20 protein-coding genes are annotated in these 20,632 nt (G+C 69.3%); 5 read left to right on the forward strand and 15 right to left on the reverse strand.

Annotation, left to right across the window (positions count from 1 at the left end; genetic code table 11):
* Positions 1–168 precede the first annotated feature (168 nt).
* The 3 genes from smc to ACFWDI_RS19430 all read right to left on the reverse strand — a co-directional run bounded on the left by smc (position 169) and on the right by ACFWDI_RS19430 (position 4,870).
* Positions 169–3,723: a chromosome segregation protein SMC gene (gene smc, locus ACFWDI_RS19420; protein ID WP_385305461.1), complete on the reverse strand. Its 3,555-nt coding sequence runs from the start codon at positions 3,721–3,723 to the stop codon at positions 169–171.
* Between the two features lie 260 nt (positions 3,724–3,983).
* Entirely contained in the window at positions 3,984–4,202 is a 219-nt protein-coding gene (locus tag ACFWDI_RS19425; RefSeq protein ID WP_327326328.1) for a hypothetical protein, read from the reverse strand.
* 386 nt (positions 4,203–4,588) lie between these two features.
* A complete protein-coding gene (locus ACFWDI_RS19430) occupies positions 4,589–4,870 on the reverse strand; it encodes an acylphosphatase (RefSeq protein WP_385305462.1) in 282 nt (93 codons plus the stop codon).
* Positions 4,871–5,010: 140 nt separating this feature from the next.
* Here ACFWDI_RS19430 and ACFWDI_RS19435 point away from each other — a divergent pair, with 140 nt between their 5' ends.
* Positions 5,011–5,922, forward strand: a complete 912-nt coding sequence (locus ACFWDI_RS19435) for a CAP domain-containing protein (RefSeq protein WP_385305464.1) — start codon at positions 5,011–5,013, stop codon at positions 5,920–5,922.
* An 86-nt stretch (positions 5,923–6,008) separates the two neighbouring features.
* Here ACFWDI_RS19435 and ACFWDI_RS19440 read toward each other — a convergent pair whose 3' ends face one another.
* Positions 6,009–6,599: a flavodoxin family protein gene (locus ACFWDI_RS19440; RefSeq protein WP_385305466.1), complete on the reverse strand. Its 591-nt coding sequence runs from the start codon at positions 6,597–6,599 to the stop codon at positions 6,009–6,011.
* A 111-nt stretch (positions 6,600–6,710) separates the two neighbouring features.
* Here ACFWDI_RS19440 and ACFWDI_RS19445 point away from each other — a divergent pair, with 111 nt between their 5' ends.
* Positions 6,711–7,127, forward strand: coding sequence for a winged helix-turn-helix transcriptional regulator (locus ACFWDI_RS19445; protein ID WP_385305468.1), 417 nt, complete (start codon positions 6,711–6,713; stop codon positions 7,125–7,127).
* Here ACFWDI_RS19445 and mutM read toward each other — a convergent pair.
* The 9 genes from mutM to ACFWDI_RS19490 form a co-directional block, all read right to left on the reverse strand.
* Positions 7,100–7,960 (reverse strand): bifunctional DNA-formamidopyrimidine glycosylase/DNA-(apurinic or apyrimidinic site) lyase, encoded by an 861-nt coding sequence (gene mutM / locus ACFWDI_RS19450; RefSeq protein WP_385305470.1) that lies wholly within the window; start codon positions 7,958–7,960, stop codon positions 7,100–7,102. The two genes, ACFWDI_RS19445 and mutM, sit on opposite strands and share 28 nt — an antisense overlap.
* 123 nt (positions 7,961–8,083) lie before the next feature.
* Positions 8,084–8,956: a ribonuclease III gene (gene rnc / locus ACFWDI_RS19455; protein WP_385305472.1), complete on the reverse strand. Its 873-nt coding sequence runs from the start codon at positions 8,954–8,956 to the stop codon at positions 8,084–8,086.
* Between the two features lie 19 nt (positions 8,957–8,975).
* The gene (gene rpmF, locus ACFWDI_RS19460) at positions 8,976–9,149 is read right to left on the reverse strand and encodes a 50S ribosomal protein L32 (protein ID WP_026165248.1); all 174 of its coding nucleotides are present in this window, start codon (positions 9,147–9,149) and stop codon (positions 8,976–8,978) included.
* Between the two features lie 2 nt (positions 9,150–9,151).
* Complete coding sequence (locus ACFWDI_RS19465; RefSeq protein WP_385305591.1) at positions 9,152–9,784, reverse strand: YceD family protein; 633 nt, start codon at positions 9,782–9,784, stop codon at positions 9,152–9,154.
* A gap of 148 nt (positions 9,785–9,932) precedes the next feature.
* Complete coding sequence (locus ACFWDI_RS19470) at positions 9,933–11,033, reverse strand: ATP synthase F0 subunit B (RefSeq protein WP_385305474.1); 1,101 nt, start codon at positions 11,031–11,033, stop codon at positions 9,933–9,935.
* A gap of 167 nt (positions 11,034–11,200) precedes the next feature.
* The gene (gene coaD / locus ACFWDI_RS19475; RefSeq protein ID WP_327326320.1) at positions 11,201–11,722 is read right to left on the reverse strand and encodes a pantetheine-phosphate adenylyltransferase; all 522 of its coding nucleotides are present in this window, start codon (positions 11,720–11,722) and stop codon (positions 11,201–11,203) included.
* Positions 11,719–12,303: a 16S rRNA (guanine(966)-N(2))-methyltransferase RsmD gene (gene rsmD, locus ACFWDI_RS19480; protein ID WP_327326319.1), complete on the reverse strand. Its 585-nt coding sequence runs from the start codon at positions 12,301–12,303 to the stop codon at positions 11,719–11,721. The genes coaD and rsmD overlap by 4 nt, the downstream gene beginning before the upstream one ends.
* A 49-nt stretch (positions 12,304–12,352) precedes the next feature.
* Positions 12,353–15,553, reverse strand: coding sequence for a helicase-related protein (locus tag ACFWDI_RS19485; protein WP_385305477.1), 3,201 nt, complete (start codon positions 15,551–15,553; stop codon positions 12,353–12,355).
* Positions 15,554–15,636: 83 nt separating this feature from the next.
* Entirely contained in the window at positions 15,637–17,226 is a 1,590-nt protein-coding gene (locus ACFWDI_RS19490; RefSeq protein WP_385305592.1) for a DAK2 domain-containing protein, read from the reverse strand.
* Positions 17,227–17,533: 307 nt separating this feature from the next.
* Here ACFWDI_RS19490 and rpmB point away from each other — a divergent pair, with 307 nt between their 5' ends.
* Positions 17,534–17,719, forward strand: coding sequence for a 50S ribosomal protein L28 (gene rpmB, locus ACFWDI_RS19495; RefSeq protein WP_003957616.1), 186 nt, complete (start codon positions 17,534–17,536; stop codon positions 17,717–17,719).
* 132 nt (positions 17,720–17,851) lie between these two features.
* Here rpmB and thiD read toward each other — a convergent pair whose 3' ends face one another.
* On the reverse strand, positions 17,852–18,640 hold the full coding sequence (thiD, locus tag ACFWDI_RS19500; RefSeq protein ID WP_385305480.1) for a bifunctional hydroxymethylpyrimidine kinase/phosphomethylpyrimidine kinase: 789 nt from the start codon (positions 18,638–18,640) through the stop codon (positions 17,852–17,854).
* A gap of 10 nt (positions 18,641–18,650) precedes the next feature.
* Entirely contained in the window at positions 18,651–19,622 is a 972-nt protein-coding gene (locus ACFWDI_RS19505) for a thiamine-phosphate kinase (protein WP_327326316.1), read from the reverse strand.
* Between the two features lie 229 nt (positions 19,623–19,851).
* On the opposite strand from ACFWDI_RS19505, the gene ACFWDI_RS19510 reads away from it, so the two are divergent.
* Positions 19,852–20,085, forward strand: coding sequence for an Lrp/AsnC ligand binding domain-containing protein (locus tag ACFWDI_RS19510; protein WP_327326315.1), 234 nt, complete (start codon positions 19,852–19,854; stop codon positions 20,083–20,085).
* A gap of 20 nt (positions 20,086–20,105) precedes the next feature.
* Positions 20,106–20,579, forward strand: a complete 474-nt coding sequence (locus ACFWDI_RS19515) for a DUF3515 domain-containing protein (RefSeq protein ID WP_385305482.1) — start codon at positions 20,106–20,108, stop codon at positions 20,577–20,579.
* Positions 20,580–20,632: the final 53 nt, after the last annotated feature.

A 20,632-nucleotide genomic window follows, 5' to 3' on the forward strand; every position in this document is an offset into this window, starting at 1 on the left:
GGCGAGCCCTTCAAGTGGCGCACAACTTCCTGCCACCCACCACTTGAAGGTAAAAGCAACGCTGCAGAGACTATTCGTTCAAGTTTCGAAGTCAAGGCCTGATCCTTAAGAAGTTCCAGGCAGGCATGTGAGGGACTTGTGTTCAAGAGTTGAAGAGTTGAAGACCTGTCAGCGAAGACGCTGGCTGATGACCTTGGAGACGCCGTCACCCTGCATGGAGACGCCGTACAGCGCGTCCGCGACCTCCATCGTCCGCTTCTGGTGCGTGATCACAATCAGCTGCGAGGACTCCTGGAGCTCCTGCATGATCCGGATCAGCCGCTGGAGGTTGGTGTCGTCGAGCGCCGCCTCGACCTCGTCCATCACATAGAACGGGCTCGGCCGGGCCTTGAAGATCGACACCAGCAGCGCGACGGCCGTCAGCGACCGCTCGCCGCCCGACAGCAGCGACAGCCGCTTGACCTTCTTGCCGGGCGGTCTGGCCTCGACATCCACGCCCGTGGTGAGCATGTTGTCGGGATCGGTCAGGATCAGCCGGCCCTCGCCACCGGGGAAGAGCCGCGAGAAGACACCCTCGAACTCGCGGGCGGTGTCCCGGTACGCCTCCGTGAAGACCTGCTCGACGCGCTCGTCGACCTCCTTGATCACCTGCAGCAGGTCGGCCCTGGTCTTCTTCAGGTCTTCAAGCTGCTCGGAGAGGAACTTGTGCCGCTCCTCCAGCGCCGAGAACTCCTCCAGGGCGAGCGGATTCACCTTGCCGAGTTGCTGATACGCCCGTTCGGCGGACTTGAGACGCTTCTCCTGCTCCCCTCGTACGAAGGGTCTCTGCTGGTTGCGCGGGTGATCCGGGTCATCGGGCAGTTCCTCTCCCTCGGCGGGCGGGGACGGCGGCACCAGCTGGTCGGGGCCGTACTCGGCGACCAGCCCGGCCGGTTCCACACCCAGTTCCTCCAGGGCCTTGGTCTCCAGCTGCTCGATCCGCAGCCGCTTCTCGGCCCCGAGTACCTCGCCCCGGTGAACTGAATCAGTGAGTTTGTCGAGCTCGCTCTTGAGGTCGCGTCCCTGATTGCGGGCGGCGCTCAGATCCTGCTCGCGCTCGGCCTTGGCCGCCTCGGCGGCGACCCGCTCCGCCTCGGCCCGCACCAGCGAGACCTCGACATGCGCCAGGAGCTGGCGGGCGCCGCTCGCCACCGCGGCGGCGACCTCCGACTCGTGACGCAGCCGGGCGCGCCGCTGTTCGGCGCGTGCCCGAGCCTCGCGCTCGGCGCGCGCTCCCCGGTCGAGCGTGTCAGCACGCCCCGCGAGCCCCTTCACACGCTCCTCATGCGTACGGACCTGGAGGCGGGCCTCCATCTCCGTCTGGCGTGCGTTGGCGCCGTCGGCCGCGAGCCGGTCCCGTACATGCGTATCCGGCTCCTCCTCCGCGGGTGCCTCCTCGGCGACGAGCAGCCGCTCGGCGAGCTCCTCGGCCTCCTCGCGCGCCCGCTCCAGCGCCTCCTGGGCCCTGGCGGCGGCCGCGGTCGTCCGCTCGGCCTCGCCCGCAGCACCGCGCGCCTGTCCGGACAGCCGCCCCAGCTGCCCGGACACCGCGGACTTCTCGTGGTCGGCGGCCCGGCGGCGCTCTCCCAGTTCCTCGACCAGCGCGGCGCATTCACCGCGCCGTCCCGCGGCCTGCTGCTGGGCCGCCGACAGCTCCTCGCACCGTACGGCCAGCTCCTCCAGCTCGACGGCGGCCTCGTCGACGGAGGCCTGCACCTCGAGCAGGCTCGGCGCCCCGGCGGAGCCGCCCTGCGCGAAGTGCGCTCCGAGGACGTCTCCTTCTGCGGTCACGGCGGTGAGCTCGGGCCGCGAGCAGACCAGGTCCTCGGCATCCTCCAGCGTCCCGACGACGACCATGCCGTGCAGCAACCGGCGCACGGCGGGCATCAGTTCCGCGGGCCCGCGCACCAGGTCGGCAGCGTACGGAGGACCGTCGGAGCGCTGCGCCTGCGGTACGGATTCGGGGGCACCGCCGAGCAGTATGGCGGCGCGTCCGGCGTCGGTCTTGCGCAGCAGCCGCAGTGCCTCGGCGGCCGTCGCGGGGTCGGCCACGGCGATGGCGTCCGCCGCCGCGCCCAGCGCCGCTGCCACCGGAACCTCGAAGCCCGGGGTCACGCCGAGCAGTTCCGCGGCCGGCCCGAGCAGCCCCGTGAGGCGGTCCTTCGCACCGAGCAGCGCACCTGTGCCGTCCTTGCGGCGCAGCCCCAGGGCGAGCGCCTCCCGGCGGGCGGCGACGGCTGCGCGCTTGCGCTCGGCGCCGGTGAGCTCCTCGCGGGCCGCGCTCAGCGCCGCCTCCGCCTCTGCCAGTTCACGCTTGGCCGCGTCGTGCCGCTCCCCCAGCTCGGCATCGCCCGCGTCGAGACCGTCGACCTCGGCCTTGAGCTGCTCGTACTCCTCCTGAGCCGCGACGGCCCGCTCCTGAGCCTCGTCGCGCGCCGCGGCCAGCCGGTCGATCTCGGCCTGCGCGGAGGCCGCCCGCGAACGAGCCGCGTTGACCTGGCCGTTGAGCCGGGCCAGCCCCTCGCGCCGGTCGGCGATCGCCCGCGCGACGTCCTTGAGCCGGCGCTCCTCGACCGCCAGCTCCCGCTCCAGCTCGGCGCGGTGCGTGACGGTGTCCTCCAACGCGTGCTCCGCCGCCTCCAGCGCGGCCTCCAGCTCCGCCTCCTGCTCACGGATCCGGGCGGCCTCGCGCTCCATGTCCTCCGGGTCGCGGCCGCGCCGCTCCTCCGCCGGGGCCGCGGTCGCGCTCTTCACCCGCGCGTCGGCCAGTGAGATCGTGCCGCGCACCCGCTCGGCCAGCTGGGAGAGTTCGTACCAGCTCTGCTGGGCCCGCTGCAGCCGCGGCGCCAGCCGCCGTACCTCGTCCTCGAGCTCCGCCTCGCGTGTCAGCGCGGCCTTGAGCTCCGCCTCGGCCCTGTCCTTGCGTTCCTTGAGCGCGGCCTCGTCGGCGATCTCACCGCGCAGTGCCTCCCGGAGCCGTACGAGATCGTCGGCGAGCAGCCGCAGCCGGGCATCGCGCAGATCGGCCTGGATGACGGCGGCCCGCCGGGCCACCGCGGCCTGCCGTCCCAGCGGCTTGAGCTGGCGGCGCAGTTCGTCGGTCAGATCCTGCACGCGGGCGAGGTTGGCCTGCATCGAGTCCAGCTTCCGCAGCGCCTTTTCCTTGCGCTTACGGTGCTTGAGAACACCGGCGGCCTCCTCGATGAAGGCCCGTCGCCCCATCGGATCGGCATGCAGTACGGAGTCGAGCTGGCCCTGTCCGACGATGACGTGCATCTCGCGGCCAATGCCGGAGTCGGAGAGGAGTTCCTGGATATCGAGAAGCCGGCAGGTGTCGCCATTGAGCTGATATTCACTGCCGCCGTTGCGGAACATGATCCGCGTGATGGTGACTTCGGCGTAGTCGATGGGGAGCGCGCCGTCGGAGTTGTCGATGGTGAGGGAGACCTCGGCGCGGCCGAGCGGAGGCCGCCCGGTCGTCCCGGCGAAGATGACGTCCTCCATCTTGCCGCCACGCAGCGACTTGGCCCCCTGCTCTCCCATGACCCAGGAGAGCGCGTCCACCACATTGGACTTGCCGGAGCCGTTGGGGCCCACGACGCAGGTGATGCCGGGCTCGAAACGCAGCGTCGTGGCGGAGGCGAAGGATTTGAACCCGCGCAGGGTCATGGCCTTGAGGTGCACGCCGCCGGACTCTACCTTTCGCTTCGCTCGGACCGCCGGAGCTGCTCCACTCCGGCCTGCCACGTGGGATTTTCGACTGAAGGTCCGGGGGTTGTCACCCCTGAAGGCAGAGCGCTCCCGGTTTCACCTATGAAGGTGCAGGGCACATCAGACGGTAAGGGAAGGACTGTAAGGGGCGAGGCAGGGCGGGAAAAGAAAGAAGGGACGCCGAAGCGTCCCTTGCATATCTTGCGCGATGAACTCCAGCTGATCGCCCCTGCTCAGGTGAGCGCGGGCTCCGGCTGGTGCACGTCGATGTCGATGCCGTTGAGCAGCGACTCTCCAGGGTGCTGAGCAACGGCAGCGTTGAGCGCGTCATTCTCGGACTGGATCCGTACAAGCTCGGATTCGAGGTCCTGGACGCGCTGCTGCAGCCGTCGCATCTCGGCGAGGAGTCGCGGGTCGGAACCGCCGACGTAACCGAGAAGCGCCTTTGCCATGATGGATGGTCCTCCACACTGAGTGACCGACCGAATGCGGTGTGGGTCGTGAGGGATTCGCACCCGCGGTGCTCGACAGTGATTGTTACTTGCTAGCGCTGCGATTTGTACTGCCAAACAGCTAAGGTGCGCGGGGCTTCCAGAGTCTCACCAAAAAGTTTGACGGTCAACACGATCACGCCCCGTATCAACGGGCCAACCCGGGGCTCACGGCCGCGAAAGAAGCGGCGGAGCCACACTGCGGGGCCCTGGGGGCGTAGAGATCATCCTTACTGCGGCAGCCTGGCACGACAAGCCGTTCTTGGCAACCACCAGGCCATTTCCATCGCGGCAGGTGCCGTCGGCATACGCGGTGATCTTCGCTTCGCCGAATTACGCGGTGATCATTACCTGATCGCGAAGTCCTCGTAACCACCGCGGGGCGTGTCCCAGATCTCGGTGACTCCTTCGACCCGGCCGGGTGTGTCGTCGGAGCGAAGCCATTCCAGCAAACGGTGGCAATTCTCACGTGACCCCTCTGCCACAACCTGCACCCTGCCATCGTCAAGATTGAGCGCGAAGCCGGTCAGGCCGCCGATCTCCAATGCATTTGCCCTGGTGAACCAGCGGAAGCCCACTCCCTGTACTCGGCCGCGTACCCACGCGGTGAGCCGCGCAACATCGTTCATGCGTGCACGGTAACTGGCCAATAGATTTCCGATCACTTCACCCCCTCGCCACATGGGCTACAGTCCCGTCGCAATGAGTCTCACTCGTATGGGTGAGTCATGTTGACGATTGACCGTCGAGTACCAGGAAGGCACAGCGCATGGGACGCCATCGACGCTCCGCCGCCACACCCGTCGCAGATGACCACGCGGACGGCTCGGCAGGCCGGCACCGGGGTGGTGCACGCCGGAAGAAGCGGGGCCTTGTACCCGTACGCACCGGGCTGCTCGGCGCCTCCGCAGCCATGGCCGTAGGTGCCGTGGCTGTCACGACCGGCCTGCTTCCGGGCGGCGACAAGTTCACCGTCGGTCACGGCAACGACTCCGCCCAGCGGGTACGCGCCGAGGGATCCGCGCAGCTGCAGACCCAGGGCGACGCGAGCGCGGAGCCGACGAACGGGGCCTCGGCCCCCGCGAACCAGAGCGCCCCGCGCCCACAGGCGCCGTCGAAGACTCCCTCGCCCACGCCGACCAAGCCGTCGGCGACGCCCTCGAAGCAGCCGAAGGCTCCTGAGGCGAAGGCCCCTGAGGCGCAGAAGCAGAAGAAGAGCGCCGCCCCGGCCCGTACGAAGGCGCCTGCGCCCGAGCGGCCGTCCGCGGCGGCCAAGCCCCCCGTCCCCTCGGGTGCGGAGACCGCCGCGGCCGCCGAGTCCAAGGTGCTCCGCCTGGTCAACGAAGAGCGCGCGAAGGTGGGGTGCAGCCCGGTACAGGCCAGTGCACCGCTTGCGGCGCTGGCCGGGAACTTCAGCGACGACATGGCCGCGCGTGGCTTCTTCGACCACACCAGCCCCGAAGGGGCGACGCCCTGGGACCGCGCCGACAAGGCGGGCGTGCAGGGGCTCGGCGGCGAGAACATCGCTCGCGGGCAGGCCGACGCTGTTGCGGTGATGACCTCCTGGATGAACAGCGACGGTCACCGCGCGAACATACTGAACTGCGACTACAAGACCATGGGCGTCGGCGTGCACCTGGGCGCCGGCGGCCCCTGGTGGACGCAGGACTTCGGCTTCTAGCCGGTCGTACGTACGCGAGAAGGCCCCGTCACCTCGGTGACGGGGCCTTCTTCCTTGTCAGGCGGGTGAGGCAAGGCCATGCGGGGTCAGGCGGCGACGGCTGCCCGCCCCGCGATGAAGGTGCGGGCGGTCTCCGCCACCCGGCGGCCGAGGTGCTCCGCGGTCGCGATGTCGGCCTTGTGCACGCCCTCCGGGCCCTCGTCGGAGTTGGTCTGGGCTGCGGCGCCGGAGAAGAAGCCCAGGCGGTTGAGGTCGTGCTCGGAGCCCTCGGTGGAGTTCCAGCCGGGCTTGAGCCCGAGGTTCACCCAGTGCATACCGTGCTGGGCGGCGAGTGTCGCGAAGAACTGCAGGGTGTGCAGCTTGTCGCCGCTCTTGGAGCCGGAGTTGGAGAAGCCGGCCGCCAGCTTGTCCTTCCAGGCGTCGGTGAACCAGCGCTGGGAGGTGTCCTGTGCGAACTGGTGGAAGGCACCGGACGCGGTCCCCATGTAGGTGGGCGACCCGAAGACGATGGCGTCGGAGCCGTCGAGCAGCTCCCACTGGGCCTCGTCGATCTCGTCGACCTTGATCAGGTGAACGGTGGCGCCGGCGGCGGCCGCTCCTTCGCGGACAGCCTCGGCGATGACGGCGGTGTGGCCGTACCCGGAGTGGTAGGCAATCGAGACAACAGGCGTGGTCACGGTAGGGGTCTCCTCGAAAGCGGTGTGCTCGTCGGTGGTGGCACCAGAAAAGCACTAACTTCGAGTTAGCGCAACCCAATGGTTAGCGCTGCATCGGAGTATGGTGTCGACATGGAGACCAGTGCGCAGGAAGAGAGCACCCGGGGCTGTCCGAACGGCGACCTCGCCTTTGACGTGTTCTCCCGCCAGTGCCCGTCGCGCAACACGCTGGAGGACGTCACCGGCCGCTGGGGCAGCCTGACGCTGGGAGCGCTTCACGAAGGCACGTTCCGCTTCAACGAGCTGCGGCGGCGGATCGACGGTGTGAGCGAGAAGATGCTGTCCCAGACCTTGCAGGCGCTGGAGCGCGACGGGCTCGTACGACGGGACGCGCAGCCGACCAATCCGCCGCGGGTCGACTACGAACTCACCCCGCTGGGACGCCAGATCGCGGAGCGGCTGCTGACCCTCATCCGATTCGTGGAGGGGCGGATGCCCGAGGTACTGGCGGCACGCGACACTTACGACGAGGTGCGCGGCGGCCGCTGACAGCGCGGGCAGAAGTAGCTGGACCGGTTCATCCAGGGGCGGCGGCGCATCGGCGTGCCACAGCGACGGCACGGCTCGTCCTCGCGGCCGTACGCGTCCAACGACCGTGCGAAGTAGCCTGATTCGCCGTTCACGTTCACATACAGGCTGTCGAAGCTGGTGCCCCCGACGGCGAGGGCGGCGACCAACACGCCCCGTACGTGGCCGAGGAGTTCGACCGAGCGCGGCCGTGTGAGGGTCGCGGTGGGGCGCTCGTAGTGGAGCTTCGCGCGCCAGAGCGCCTCGTCCGCGTAGATGTTGCCGACACCGCTGATCAGCGACTGGTCGAGCAGCGCGCGCTTGACGGTCGTACGGCGCAGCCGCAGCGCGGTGTGGAAGGCCGCGTCGTCGAAGGCCGGGTCGATCGGATCGCGGGCGATGTGCGCGATGACGTCGGGCAGTCCCTCAGGGGTGTTGTCGTGCAGCGAAAGCCCGCCGAAGGTGCGCTGGTCGACAAAGCGCAGCTCGGTGCCCAGGGTGTCGTCGAAGCGGATACGGATGCGCAGATGCTTCTCGTCCGGTGCGGCTTCCGGCTGCACGAGGAGCTGGCCGCTCATGCCGAGGTGGCCGAGGATCGAGGCGTCCGTGTCCGCCAGCGGCAGCCAGAGGTACTTGCCGCGGCGGCGGGCCACACCGACGCTGTGACCCTTGAGCCGGGCCGCGAAGTCCTCGCCGCCGGCGAGATGCCGGCGGACCGCGCGCGGGTGCAGCACCTGCACCTCGGCGATCGTGCGTCCGCTGACCCAGCGCTGGAGTCCGCGACGTACGACTTCGACCTCGGGCAGCTCGGGCACGGGGCTCCTTCAGAACTTTCGCGGTGACGCCCGCAGCGTACCGCTCCGCCCACCACCGAAATCCGTGAGGCCCCTTGCTCCCAGGGAGCGAGGGGCCTCACGGCGGAAAGCGGAAGCGTGGACTCAGGCCGAGGCCCGGTCCGCGGACTCCGTGGACGAAGAGGCGTCGGCGGCCTCTTCGCCTGCCGCGTCGGTCGCCGCATCAGCGGCAGCCTCCGCGGAGGTCGCCACCTCGGCGGCGGCCTTGTCGGCAGCCGCGCGCTCGTCCGCGGCGGCACGGATCTCCCGCCACGCGGACTCCGCCGCCTGCTGCTCCGCTTCCTTCTTGCTGCGGCCGGTGCCGGTGCCGTACGAGACACCACCGACGCGGGCGGCAGCAGTGAAGGTCTTCTCGTGGTCCGGGCCGGTCTCGGTGACGAGATACTCCGGGACTCCGAGCCCCTCGGCAGCGGTGAGCTCCTGGAGACTGGTCTTCCAGTCCAGGCCGGCGCCGAGGTTCGAGGACTTCTCGATCAGCGGGTCGAAGAGCCGGTGCACCAGCTCCGAGGCCGCGTCGAGGCCCTGATCGAGATAGACCGCGCCGATCACCGCTTCAAGGGTGTCGGCGAGGATGGACGCCTTGTCCCGGCCGCCCGTGCCTTCTTCACCCCGGCCGAGCCGGATGAAGAGACCGAGTTCGAGGCCACGGCCGACCTCCGCCAGCGCACGCGAATTGACCACCGCGGCCCGCAACTTGGCCAGCTGGCCTTCGGGCAGGTCGGGGTGGGTGCGATACAGCGTGTCGGTGACCACCAGGCCGAGCACCGAATCCCCGAGGAATTCGAGCCGCTCGTTGGTGGGCAGACCGCCGTTCTCGTACGCGTACGAACGGTGGGTCAGCGCACGCACCAGAAGGGCGGACTCGAGGTGATACCCGAGCCGCCCTTCCAGAAGCGTGTGGGACGAGGCTGCGTTGACGTTGTCTGCCTGCTTCTTGGCGTGGGACAACTCAGACATCGGGCCTCTCACCAGCCGCTCAGACCTCGAGGACCTGGCGCTTGTTGTAGGTGCCGCAGCTCGGGCACGCGATGTGCTGCTGCTTCGGCTCCTGGCAACGCTCACACGAAACCAGGGTGGGGACCGCAGCCTTCCACTGCGACCGGCGGTGGCGCGTGTTGCTGCGCGACATCTTCCGCTTCGGAACAGCCACGGCTACTTCTCCTGCTTCTCGTCGACGCCCGCTTCGGCGCCGCCCATGTTGTCCTTCTCGTCGTCCTTGACGGTTCCGACGAGTCCCTGCAACGCCGCCCAACGAATGTCGACGGCGTCATGGTGGTGGTCCGGGTTCTCGTCCAGCCTGATCCCGCATTCGGGGCACAGGCCGGCACAGGTCTCCCGGCACACCGGCTGCATCGGCAGTGCGAGCACCACCGCATCACGCAGCACGGGCTCGAGGTCGAACAGGCCGTCCTCGAGATAGAGCCTGTCCTCGTCCTCGGCGTCGTCGACGGGTTCCGCAGTGCGGCCCCGGTCGTCGGCGTCGGGGTACGTGAACAGCTCCTGGAAGTCCGCCGCAACCTCTTGGTGCAACGGCTCCAGACACCTTACGCACTCCCCCTCGACCGATGCACGGGCGGTGCCTGTGACAAGCACACCTTCCATGACCGACTCGAGGCGGAGCTCGAGCGCTATCGGTGCGCCCAAGGGCACACCGATGACCCCTTCGATACCGAAGTCCTTGGGGGCCGTGACCGTGCGGGTCAGCCGCTGAAGCGCACCAGGACGCCGCCCCAGCTCGTGTGTGTCGAACACGAGGGGGTTGCGGTGGTCGAGATGCGCGTTCAGAGCTGTTCCTGCTTTCGGATCGTGGGGAGGGGCCGTCCCGACTCGGAGTCGAAGCGGGCAGCCGGGATCGCGAAAATACGCGCGACCGAAGAGCCAGGATACTGGACGGGCCGCCGTAGACCCAATCCGGTCCTCGGCGGCCCGATACTCAGCGGCCCTGCTCGTACCGGCGCAGCTGCTCGAGGTCGATCATGCTCGTGTCGAAGAGGCTGGTCTCGTCGAGAGCGGCGCCCTGCTGCTGCGCCTGCTGAGGCTGATGCTGGGGCTGGACCTGCTGCTGGTAGGCGTACGGATCCTGCTGCGCGTACTGCTGCTGGTCGTAGCTCTGCTGCTGGTAGGCGGCGTACGGATCCTGCTGATATGCGGCGTACACCTCCTGCGGCTGCTGCGGCTGGTAGGCGGCGTACGGATCCTGCTGAGCCGGGATCTGGGGCTGCGGCTCAGTCTGCGGCTGGTACTGGTGCTGGGGCTGGACCTGCGGCTGCTGCGGGACCTGCGGCTGCTGCTGCGGCTCGGCCAGCTCCGCGAGACCGGCCAGATAGTCGGCGTCGCTGGCGTGCTGCTGCGTGCCCGCCGCGTCCTGGGCGGCCATGTGCTCGCCGAGCGCGTCACTGGTGGTCCGGCCGTGCAGCTTCTGCCGGCCTCGGCCCACCGCGTCGAGGGTCTTGGAGAGCACGGCCTCGAAGGCGCCGAGCTTGGCGTCGACGTACTCGTCCGCGCGCTGGATCAGGGTCTGCGGGTCCGCGCTGTACTCGGGGGCGTCGTCCTCGGCAGGGTCGATGTATCCCTGCTGGTCGAGCGCGGGGCCGCGGCCGAGCAGCTTCTCCCGGCCGCGGTCGACGGAGCCGATGGTCTTGGTGAGGACGACCTCGAAGTTGGCGAGCTTGGAGTCGACGTAGTCGTCGGCCTCGGCGCGGATCTCCTCGGCGTCACGGCGGGCCTCGGCGAGGATCCGGTCGGCCTCGTCCTGGGACTGGCGGGCGACCTGGGTGTCCGAGATCAGCGAGCCGCGCTCGGCGTGGGCGGTCTCGATGATCCGCTCGGCCTCCTGGCGGGCCTGCTCGACCAGCTGCTCACGGCCGCCGATCAGCTCCTGGGCCTGGGCCAGCGAGCCCGGCAGGGCCTGGCGGACCTCTTCGAGCATGGCGAGCAGGTCGGCGCGGTTGACCACGCAGGAGGCCGACATGGGCATGGACCGGGCGTTGCCGACCGCCTCGACGATCTCGTCGAGCTTCTTCTGGACGTCCACCGTGTGTTCGCCACTCTCTACAGCTGATGGGAGACGGACGTGGACGACTGTACGGGCAGTCGGTGCCCGTCCGACACCGGGTGACGGACTGTCAGCACGCCACCCCGTTCGTCACTCAGTGCGTCACCGCGTCGTCGGTGAGTCGTCGCCGAGTAGTCACTGAGTAGTCACTGAGTTCGTGACTTCTCGGCGAGGCGCTTGGTGAGCGCCTGGCTCACCACGGGAGGCAGCAGGTGGGAGACGTCGCCGCCCCAGGCGGCGACCTCCTTCACCAGGCTGGAGGAGAGGAAGCTGTAGGTGGGGTTGGTCGGGACGAACAGCGTCTCGACACCCGAGAGGCCGTTGTTCATCTGGGCCATCTGCAGCTCGTAGTCGAAGTCGCTGACGGCGCGCAGCCCCTTGACGATGGCCGGGATGTCGCGCTGCTTGCAGAAGTCGACGAGGAGGCCGTGGTGGGACTCCACCTCGACGTTTCCGTACTCGCTGGTCACCTGGCGGATCATGTCGATCCGCTCCTCGACCGTGAACAGCCCCTGCTTGGACTGATTGATCATCACCGCGACGTATACGACGTCGTACAGCTTGGAGGCGCGGGCAATGATGTCGAGGTGTCCATTGGTGATGGGGTCGAATGACCCCGGACAGACTGCGCGGCGCAACTGAAGTCCCTCGCTCTCCGGTCCGGTCATCGTGCGTCTTCGCACGTAGAGGCGGCGTGACCGTACCAAAGCGTGCCCTCGCCGTAACGACGGGCCCGCAGTGGCTCGAAACCCGGTGGCCACACGAACTCGCCACCTCTGGTGCTGCGCTCCACGGTGGCGAGCGCATCGTCCGCGAGCCAGCCCTGAGTGCGGAGTGTGAGCAGAATCTCGCGAAGATCGTCGTCGGTGACGGAGTACGGAGGGTCGAGAAAAACCACGTCATAGGGGACTTCGGGAGCGGGACCCGTCACGATTTGTTCCGCTTTGCCGGTACGGACCTCGGCGCCGGGCAGTCCGAGCGCGCGGACGTTCTCACGGACGGTGCGGACCGCGCGGGAATCGGCCTCGACAAGCAGTGCGTGGGCCGCGCCGCGGGAGAGCGCCTCCAGGCCGACGGCGCCCGAGCCGGCGTACAGATCGGCGACACGGATACCGCTGAGCGTGCCCAGAAGCGACTCCCAGCTGGAGAAGAGCCCCTCACGAGCGCGGTCGGAGGTGGGGCGGGTGCCGTTGCCGGGCGGGACGGCGAGGCGGCGTCCGCCGGCCGCGCCGGCGATCACGCGGGTCATCTCAGTCCTTCTCGTGAGCTCGGTGAGCGAATCTCTTGCCGTCAGTCTCTCAGCCCTTGTCGAGGTACTGCTCGCGCTCCGTGTCGAGCAACGCGTCCAGCGCCGTACGCAGCTCGGGCAGCCGCTCCAGCTCCGGGTCCTCGCTGACGATCGCGACGGCCTCCTCGCGGGCAGCCACGATGACCTCCTCGTCCTCGATGACCGTGAGCATCCGCAGTGAGGAGCGCACGCCGGACTGGGCCTGGCCGAGCACATCGCCCTCGCGGCGCTGTTCGAGGTCGATACGGGAGAGCTCGAAGCCGTCGAGCGTGGCGGCAACCGCACCCAGCCGGGACCGGGCGGGGCTCGCCTCGGGCATCTCGCTGACCAGCAGACAGAGTCCGGGTGCCGTGCCACGGCCCACCCGGCCGCGCAGCTGGTGCAGCTGGGAGACACCGAACCGGTCCGCGTCCATGATCACCATGGCGGTGGCGTTGGGGACGTTGACACCGACCTCGATGACCGTGGTGGCGACCAGGACGTCCACCTCACCCGCGGCGAAGCGGCGCATGACGTCGTCCTTGTCGTCGGGCTGCATCCGGCCGTGCAGCACTTCGACGCGCAGGCCGCTCAGGGGACCCTTGGCGAGCTGCTCGGCGATCTCGATCACGGCCAGCGGCGGGCGCTTCTCCGCGTCGTCCTCGGCGGACTTCTTCTTCGGCTCGTCCTCGCCGTCGCCGATACGGGGACAGACGACGTACGCCTGGTGTCCGTTCTCGACCTCCTCACGCACGCGCTCCCACGCGCGCGCCAGGAAGTGCGGTTTGTCCTGGGCCGGGACCACATGGCTGGCGATCGGCGAGCGGCCGGCCGGCAGCTGGTCCAGGACCGAGGTCTCCAGATCGCCGAAGACGGTCATCGCGACCGTACGGGGAATGGGTGTGGCGGTCATGACCAGCAGATGCGGCGGCTGTTTGCCCTTCGAGCGCAGGGCGTCGCGCTGCTCCACGCCGAAGCGGTGCTGCTCGTCGACGACGACCAGCCCCAGATCGTGGAACTGCACCTTGTCCTCGATCAGCGCATGCGTACCGATGACGATCCCGGCCTCGCCCGTCACCAGGTCGAGCAGCGCCTGCCGGCGCGCGGCCGCGCCCATGGAACCGGTCAGCAGCACCACCTTGGTGGCGTGCTCGGAGCCGCCGAGCATTCCGCCCTCCGCGAGCTCGCCCATCATCTCGGTGATCGAGCGGTGGTGCTGCTGGGCGAGGACTTCGGTGGGCGCGAGCATCGCGGCCTGGCCGCCCGCGTCGACGACGGTGAGCATCGCCCGCAGCGCGACCATGGTGTTGTGCGTGACAGTGAAGTTGTCTGTGACATACGCATGGTCAGGATGGTTGACACTGATGCACTGAACCGGTTTCCGGCCCACGTATTCAACGCGTCGGATCCCTCTGCGGAAAGTGTTGTACTTGCGACGCTCGACCAGACGTTCAACCTTGCGATCGAGCCGGAATGGCCCGTATTCCGGCGGCAATTCCACAGAGACGTTGAACGCGGCCTTCTTCGGCAGCACTCGTGCCCTCCCGCCCAGTGAGCGCACCAGCCAGGCCACGTCGTCGGCAAGTACTCGGGACGCGGAGCAGAAGGAAACGCTGTACCCGTTCTTGTCAACGGTGCCGTCCGTGTCCATCAGCCCCTGCAGGACAGCGAGCCTGTCCTTGATCGAGGCTGTCTTGTACCTCTCCGGGACGAATTTCGCATGGGATGTCATCCCCCAAAGGCCGAGATCGCGCAGAGCGCTGATCACTGGATTCCGCCTCGTACCTCCAATCGGCCCGGGCAGCCGGATGAGGTAGTCGCATCGAGAACCCTGCTCGGCCACGACCACGCATTCTTCGGGCAAGGTAATTCGGACCGCATCGAGGATCTGCTGATCCACCGTCGAGAGGACGAGATTGTGGCGAAAGGAGCCGTCGCCGAGCAGCACACCCATGAGGTAGGGGTCCAACAGCGCCTCACCCACCCCACGAAGATCTACTGGTGCGGCTTCCGGCAAGTACCACTTGGATGAGCCGTTGCGCTTGCAGAGATCTTGACGAATCTCTCGCGTGGTAAGGACCTTTGGATCCTCCCCTCTGTCCCACGCACAGCTGGTGGCCACAATCCAGAGGTGTTCGTCGTCGCACTCGACCGTGGTGTCATCGGACAGGACGAGGCGCCAGACATCCCGCTCGCCTTGGGGGAAGACGCCGTCGACCGGCGCGATCTCCCCGGACGGCGTCACAAGCTCATCGCCTACCCGAATCTGTCCCATCGCGCGATACCCCACCGGTGTCAGCACCTGCGCGTCCAGTGGTTGTGCCTTGCCCGAGCCGACTTCGCCCTGGAGCAGGCGGTGCATGGGGTGCTCGGTCGCCAGGTCGTCGAAGATCTCCTCGGTGACCTTCTGCTGGCCTTCGGTGAGAGTGAACGGAAGCTTGGCGTCGAAGGCGTCGAGCAGGCCGCCCGGACTGGGTTTCCGTGCCACGGCGGGCAGTTGGCTGTCGGCGAACCGCCGCCGGGCGAGCGCGACCTGGAGCACGAACGCCTCGTCCCACTTGAGGCGGTCCCTGGCCTCGGCGATGTCCGCCTTTGTACGCGGCCGGTGGATCTTGCGCAGGGCATCGGGGAGCGTGGCGAATCCACGGCCTTCACGCAGCGAGGGCGGCAGCGGGTCGGCGGCCTCCGTGGCGCGCGGCAGGACCGCGTCCACCGCCTTGGCGATCTTCCAGGACTCCAGCTGCTTGCAGGCCGGATAGATCGGGATCAGCTGGTTGGCGAAGGCGTCCACGGCGTCCTCGGCACTGGCGGCGCCCAGCGGCTCGTACGCGGGATGGGCGAGCTGCAGCTTGCGGTTGAACATCGACACCTTGCCGGCGAACATCGCGCGGCTGCCCGGCAGCAGGTCCTTGTGCGGCTTGTGGACCCCCTTGCCGAAGAAGACCAGTTGCAGCCGTCCGCTGCCGTCGGTGATGGTGACTTCAAGCCGTCGGCCGCGGCCCTGGTTGAACGTGAGCACGCGGGCGTCCGCGACCTGGGCGACGACCGTGACGTGCTCGTCCAGGGGCAGCTCGGAGAGGGGTGTGAGCTCGCCCCGCTCGGCGTACCGCCGCGGGTAGTGGTGGAGCAGATCACCGACGGTGTGCAGGTCGAGGTGCTCGGCCATCACCTTCGCGGTGGCGGCACCGAGCGTCTTCGTCAGGGGTTCGTCGAGCGCGGACACGCGATCCATTGCACACCACACCACTGACAGTCGTCGCGTACCTGTTGATATCCCCTGGTCACAACGGTGCCGCGAGCCTCATGCCGGCCTCGCTACTCGACCCCGATCAGCAGCGGCGACGACTGGCGGCCGCCCCGGTAGACCACCGTGTCCACGGCCAGGTGGCCGTCCCGGACGTACCTCTCCAGGCGTTCGGCCACCGCGTCCGGTACTTCCTCGGCCAGTACCAGCGTCACCAGCTCGCCGCCCGCCGCGAGCATCCGGTCCAGGACCGTTTCCGCCGTGGCCGGCACGTCGGCGCCGATCACCGCCACGTCGCCGTCGATCAGGCCCAGTACGTCGCCGGCCTGACAGATGCCGGCCGTCGTCCACGACTGCCGTTCCGCGACAGCCAGTTCGGCGTAGCGGGTCGCGCCCGCCGCCGCGGTCATCGCGACCACGTCCTCGTCGAAGCGCCGGTCCGGCTCGTGGACGGCGAGCGCCGCGATGCCCTGGACCGCGGCGCGGGTCGGGATGAGAGCGACCCGCACACCTTCCGTACGGGCCTGTTCCGCGGCGGCCGCGGCCGTGTGCCGCAGCTCGGCGGAGTTCGGCAGCAGGACCACCTCGCGCGCGTGGGCGTGCCGGATCGCCTCGACCAGTTCGCCACTGGCCGGGGGTTCGCCGGGACGGGCGAGGACCGTGGTCGCTCCGGCCTCGGAGCACAGGCCCGCCAGTCCCTCACCCGGGACGACCACGACGACCGCCCGCTGTACCTGTTCGCGCATCACCGCCGCCGCGGTGTCGAAGTGGGTGATACGGATCCGGTACGGCCGCCCCGCCTCGACGCCCGCCTCCACCGCCGCGCCCGCGTCGTCGACGTGCACATGGACGTTCCACAGGCCGTCGCCGCCGACGACGACGAGCGAGTCGCCGAGCTTGTCGAGCCGGGTCCGTAGCCGGGCCACGGCCGCGTCGTCCGCCTCCAGGAGGTAGATGACCTCGAAGGCCGGGCCCCCGTCGGCGCACGACTCCACGGTCCGGGGCGCCGGCTCCGGCCGCACGTGGGCCAGCGCCGGGAGCACCGGGGCCTCGCCCGACACCGCCTCGACCAGCGCCCCGAGCACGGCGAGCAGCCCGCGTCCGCCCGCGTCGACGACTCCCGCCCGCCCCAGTACCTCGAGCTGATCCGGCGTCGCGTCCAGCGCGGCCCGCGCCCCCGCGTACGCCGCGCGCACGGCATCGTCCGGGGAGGCCTCCGCCGCGTCCGCCGCCGCCCCGGCCACGCTCAGGATCGTGCCCTCGACGGGATGCGCGACCGCCTCACGCGCCAGCCCGGCCGCCCGCCGCAGCGCAGCGGCCGGATGATCACCGTCACCGATCCGCTCCGCCATGCCCCGCAGCAGCTGCGCCAGGATCGTCCCCGAGTTCCCGCGTGCCCCTATCAGCGCCCCGTGCGCCATCGCCCGCAGCACATCGGCCGACGAGGGCAGGGAGGAACCGGTCTCATGAGCGGCGAAGACCGCCTCAACGGCCTGGGCCGCGGACTCCACGGTCAAGTACAGATTCGTGCCGGTGTCCCCGTCCGCGACCGGATAGACATTGATCGCGTCGATCGCCTCGCGCTCCCGGCCCAGGGCTTCCAACGCCAGTGAGCACCAGGCACGCACCGTTGCGGCGTCGAGGGCCCGCCCGTCTCCCACCGCCGCCCTCAAGGGAGACCCCGCGGGCCGCCCCTCCTTCTCTGGCACCTGGTGATCCTCCTTGAGCGGCCGGACAGGGCCGTGGGCTGCGGGGTTTGCACCGCAGGGTAGACCCCGGTCGGGGCCGAGGGCCGGGGCGGGTGCGGGAGAAGCCATGGTAGTTTCGTATCTCGGACGCAGTCGTTGTATGCTGCTCCGGTTGCCCGATGAAAGTCGGGCCATTCCCCCGGCAAAGTCACCAAATCAGATCACTGATCCGGTGCGCCGGAATTCACTGTAAGTGCATCTGAAGTCTTTGGAGTGACCCGTGGCTGCCAACTGCGACGTCTGCGGCAAGGGGCCGGGCTTCGGCAACAACATTTCGCACTCGCACCGCCGTACGTCCCGTCGCTGGAACCCGAACATCCAGCGCGTGCGTGCCGTGGTCGGTCGGACGCCGAAGCGGCTCAACGTCTGCACCTCGTGCATCAAGGCCGGCAAGGTCTCGCGCTAACCGCGACGTTTCGTCGTAGCGCAGCCCCTGCGGTTGCCTTGAAAGCCGGTCCACCTCGGTGGGCCGGCTTTTCGCCGTTCCCGCGCACTCCCCGCCCCGCACCCCCCGCATCCGGCACACCCCTCGCGCCCGTCAGCGCAGGCGCCATGCGTGATCCACAGGACCGATCCCGCCTCCCAGCGCGAATCCGGCCGCGATCGCGCCCGTGACGTACTCCTTCGCGGCCCGTACGGCCCGTGGGACCTCCATTCCCTTCGCCAGCCCCGCGGCGACGGCGGACGCCAGCGTGCAGCCCGTCCCGTGCGTATGCCGGTTGTCGTGCCGGGGCGCGCGCAGCCAGTGCTCCTCCGCGCCGTCCGTCAGCAGATCCACCGCGTCGCCCGCGAGATGCCCGCCCTTGATCAGTGCCCAGCGCGGTCCGAAGCCGAGCACGGCGTCCGCGGCCCGGCGCATCCCGTCCTCGTCGCTCACCACGACGCCGGTCAGCTGGGTCACCTCGTCGAGGTTGGGCGTGGCCACGGTCGCCAGCGGCAGGAGCTTGGCGCGTACGGAGTCGAGTGCGGAGGCGGCCAGCAACGGGTCCCCGTGCTTGGAGACGCCCACCGGGTCGACCACCACCGGCGCGTCCGTGCCGGCCAGCAGCTCGGCGACCGTCTCGACGAGCAGCGCCGACGCCAGCATGCCGGTCTTCACCGCCTGGACGCCGATGTCGTCGACGACGCTGCGGTACTGGGCCCGTACCGCGTCGACGGGCAGTTCCCACGCGCCCTGCACCCCCAGGGAGTTCTGCGCGGTGACGGCGGTGAGCACGCTCATGCCGTGCACTCCGAGCGCCAGCATGGTCTTCAGGTCGGCCTGAATGCCGGCGCCGCCGCCGGAGTCGGACCCGGCGACGGTGAGCACGCGAGGGGGTATGTCCATGCCCCCGAATCTACTTGCCGTCCTCGATGTCCCCGAAGTGGTCCCAGCCGCTCTTGCTCGTCCACGGCGCACCGTCGACGGTCACCTGTGGCAACGCCGAGGGATTGAGCACCTCGCCGATCACCTTCCAGCGGGCCGGCAGTTTCGCGTCCGGAGGGAAGGTCGCGACGATCGCATGGTCCTCTCCCCCGGTCAGCACCCACTGCAGCGGATCGACGCCGACCGCCTGGCCGATGTCGTTCATCTGGCTGGGGATGTCGATGAGGCCGGACCGCAGGTCGATACGGACCTTGCTGGCGTCCGCGATGTGCCCGAGGTCGGCGACGAGTCCGTCGCTGACATCGGTCATGGCGGTGGCGCCGAGGCCGGCCGCCGCCGGGCCCGCGTGGTACGGCGGCTCGGGCCGCCGGTGCGCCTCGACGAAGGCGCGCGGCGAGCGGAAGCCGCGCGAGAGCACCGCGTGCCCGGCCGCCGACCACCCCAACCAGCCGGTGTACGCGACGACATCGCCGGGCTGGGCGCCGGCCCGGGTGACCGGCTCGTGGTTGCGCAGATCGCCGAGCGCGGTGATCGCGAGGGTGATGAGGTCGCCTCGTACGACATCGCCGCCGACCACCGCCGCGCCCGCGACCTGGCACTCGTCCCGGATGCCGTCCATCAGCTCGGTGGCCCAGGTGACCGGGAGTTCGGCCGGGACGACCAGGCCGAGCAGCAGCGCGGTCGGGACCGCGCCCATCGCGGCGATGTCGGCCAGGTTCTGGGCGGCGGCCTTGCGGCCCACGTCGTACGCAGTCGACCAGTCGCGGCGGAAGTGCCGTCCCTCGAGCAGGATGTCCGTACTTGCCACAACCCTGCGGTCGGGTGCGGCCACGACCGCGGCGTCGTCGCCGGGCCCCAGCCGTACCGCGGGGGTGGAGGTGAGCCGTGAGGTGAGCTCCCTGATGAGCCCGAACTCCCCCAACTCGCCCACAGTGCCCTTCACCGAGTCTCACCTCTCCGTCGTCCTGCCGGAACGTCCGGCAGTGCTGCTTGCTTGCGGTCGCGAGCCGTCTTCGCGGTACGTACCGTCAAGACATACGCCAACTTCTGCATTTCGTACGCCACGCTGCGGACATCGTCCGGCGCGCAGGTCTCCCCGCAGCCCGCGGCGACGCGATACCGTGGCGTTTCTTCTCTCCCCACATGATCCTCGTGGCCGCCCTGGAGGTTCCGTGGTACAGGCGTACATCCTTATTCAGACCGAGGTGGGCAAGGCGTCGACCGTCGCCGAGACCATCGGCAAGATTCCGGGAGTGATACAGGCCGAGGACGTAACCGGTCCCTATGACGTGATTGTGCGCGCCCAGGCCGAGACGGTCGATGATCTCGGTCGCATGGTGGTCGCCAAGATCCAGCAAGTGGACGGCATCACCCGCACCCTGACCTGCCCGGTCGTGCACCTGTAGCCCCCGTCTACGCTTGGCCGGTGACTTCATACCGCCGCCGGCCCTTCTGCCTGTCCGCAGCCGCCGTTGTGCTCTTGGCTGCCGCGGGCTGCTCCTCCACGGACGCAGCGGCGTCGATCACGGTTCCCAGCCCCCCGCCGGAGGAGGTCTCCTTGTGCCGTGCGCTGCACAGGGAGCTGCCCGATTCCGTCGCCGGACAGGACCGCAAAGACCCCGAACCGGCTTCCGAACTGACCGCCGGCTGGGGCGATGCCGCGATCGTACTGCGCTGCGGCGTCCCCCGGCCGGAGAAGATGAGCGACCCCCAGTCGAAGGGCGTGGAGGTGAACGGGGTCAACTGGCTGCTGGAGCAGCGAGAAGCCGGCCCCCGGTTCACCACCACGTACCGCAAGACCTATGTCGAGGTCACGCTGGGGAAGCAGTACGCCCATGACATCGGGCCGCTCACAGATCTGGCCGGGCCCGTCAAGAAGACGGTCCCGGCCAGCCTTTGACCTCTGGCGCACGCCGGTCGGGCGGCGCTGCTCCTAAGCGGCGCTGCTTCTCA

This window comes from Streptomyces sp. NPDC060064 (genome assembly GCF_042736455.1).
Lineage (GTDB): Bacteria > Actinomycetota > Actinomycetes > Streptomycetales > Streptomycetaceae > Streptomyces.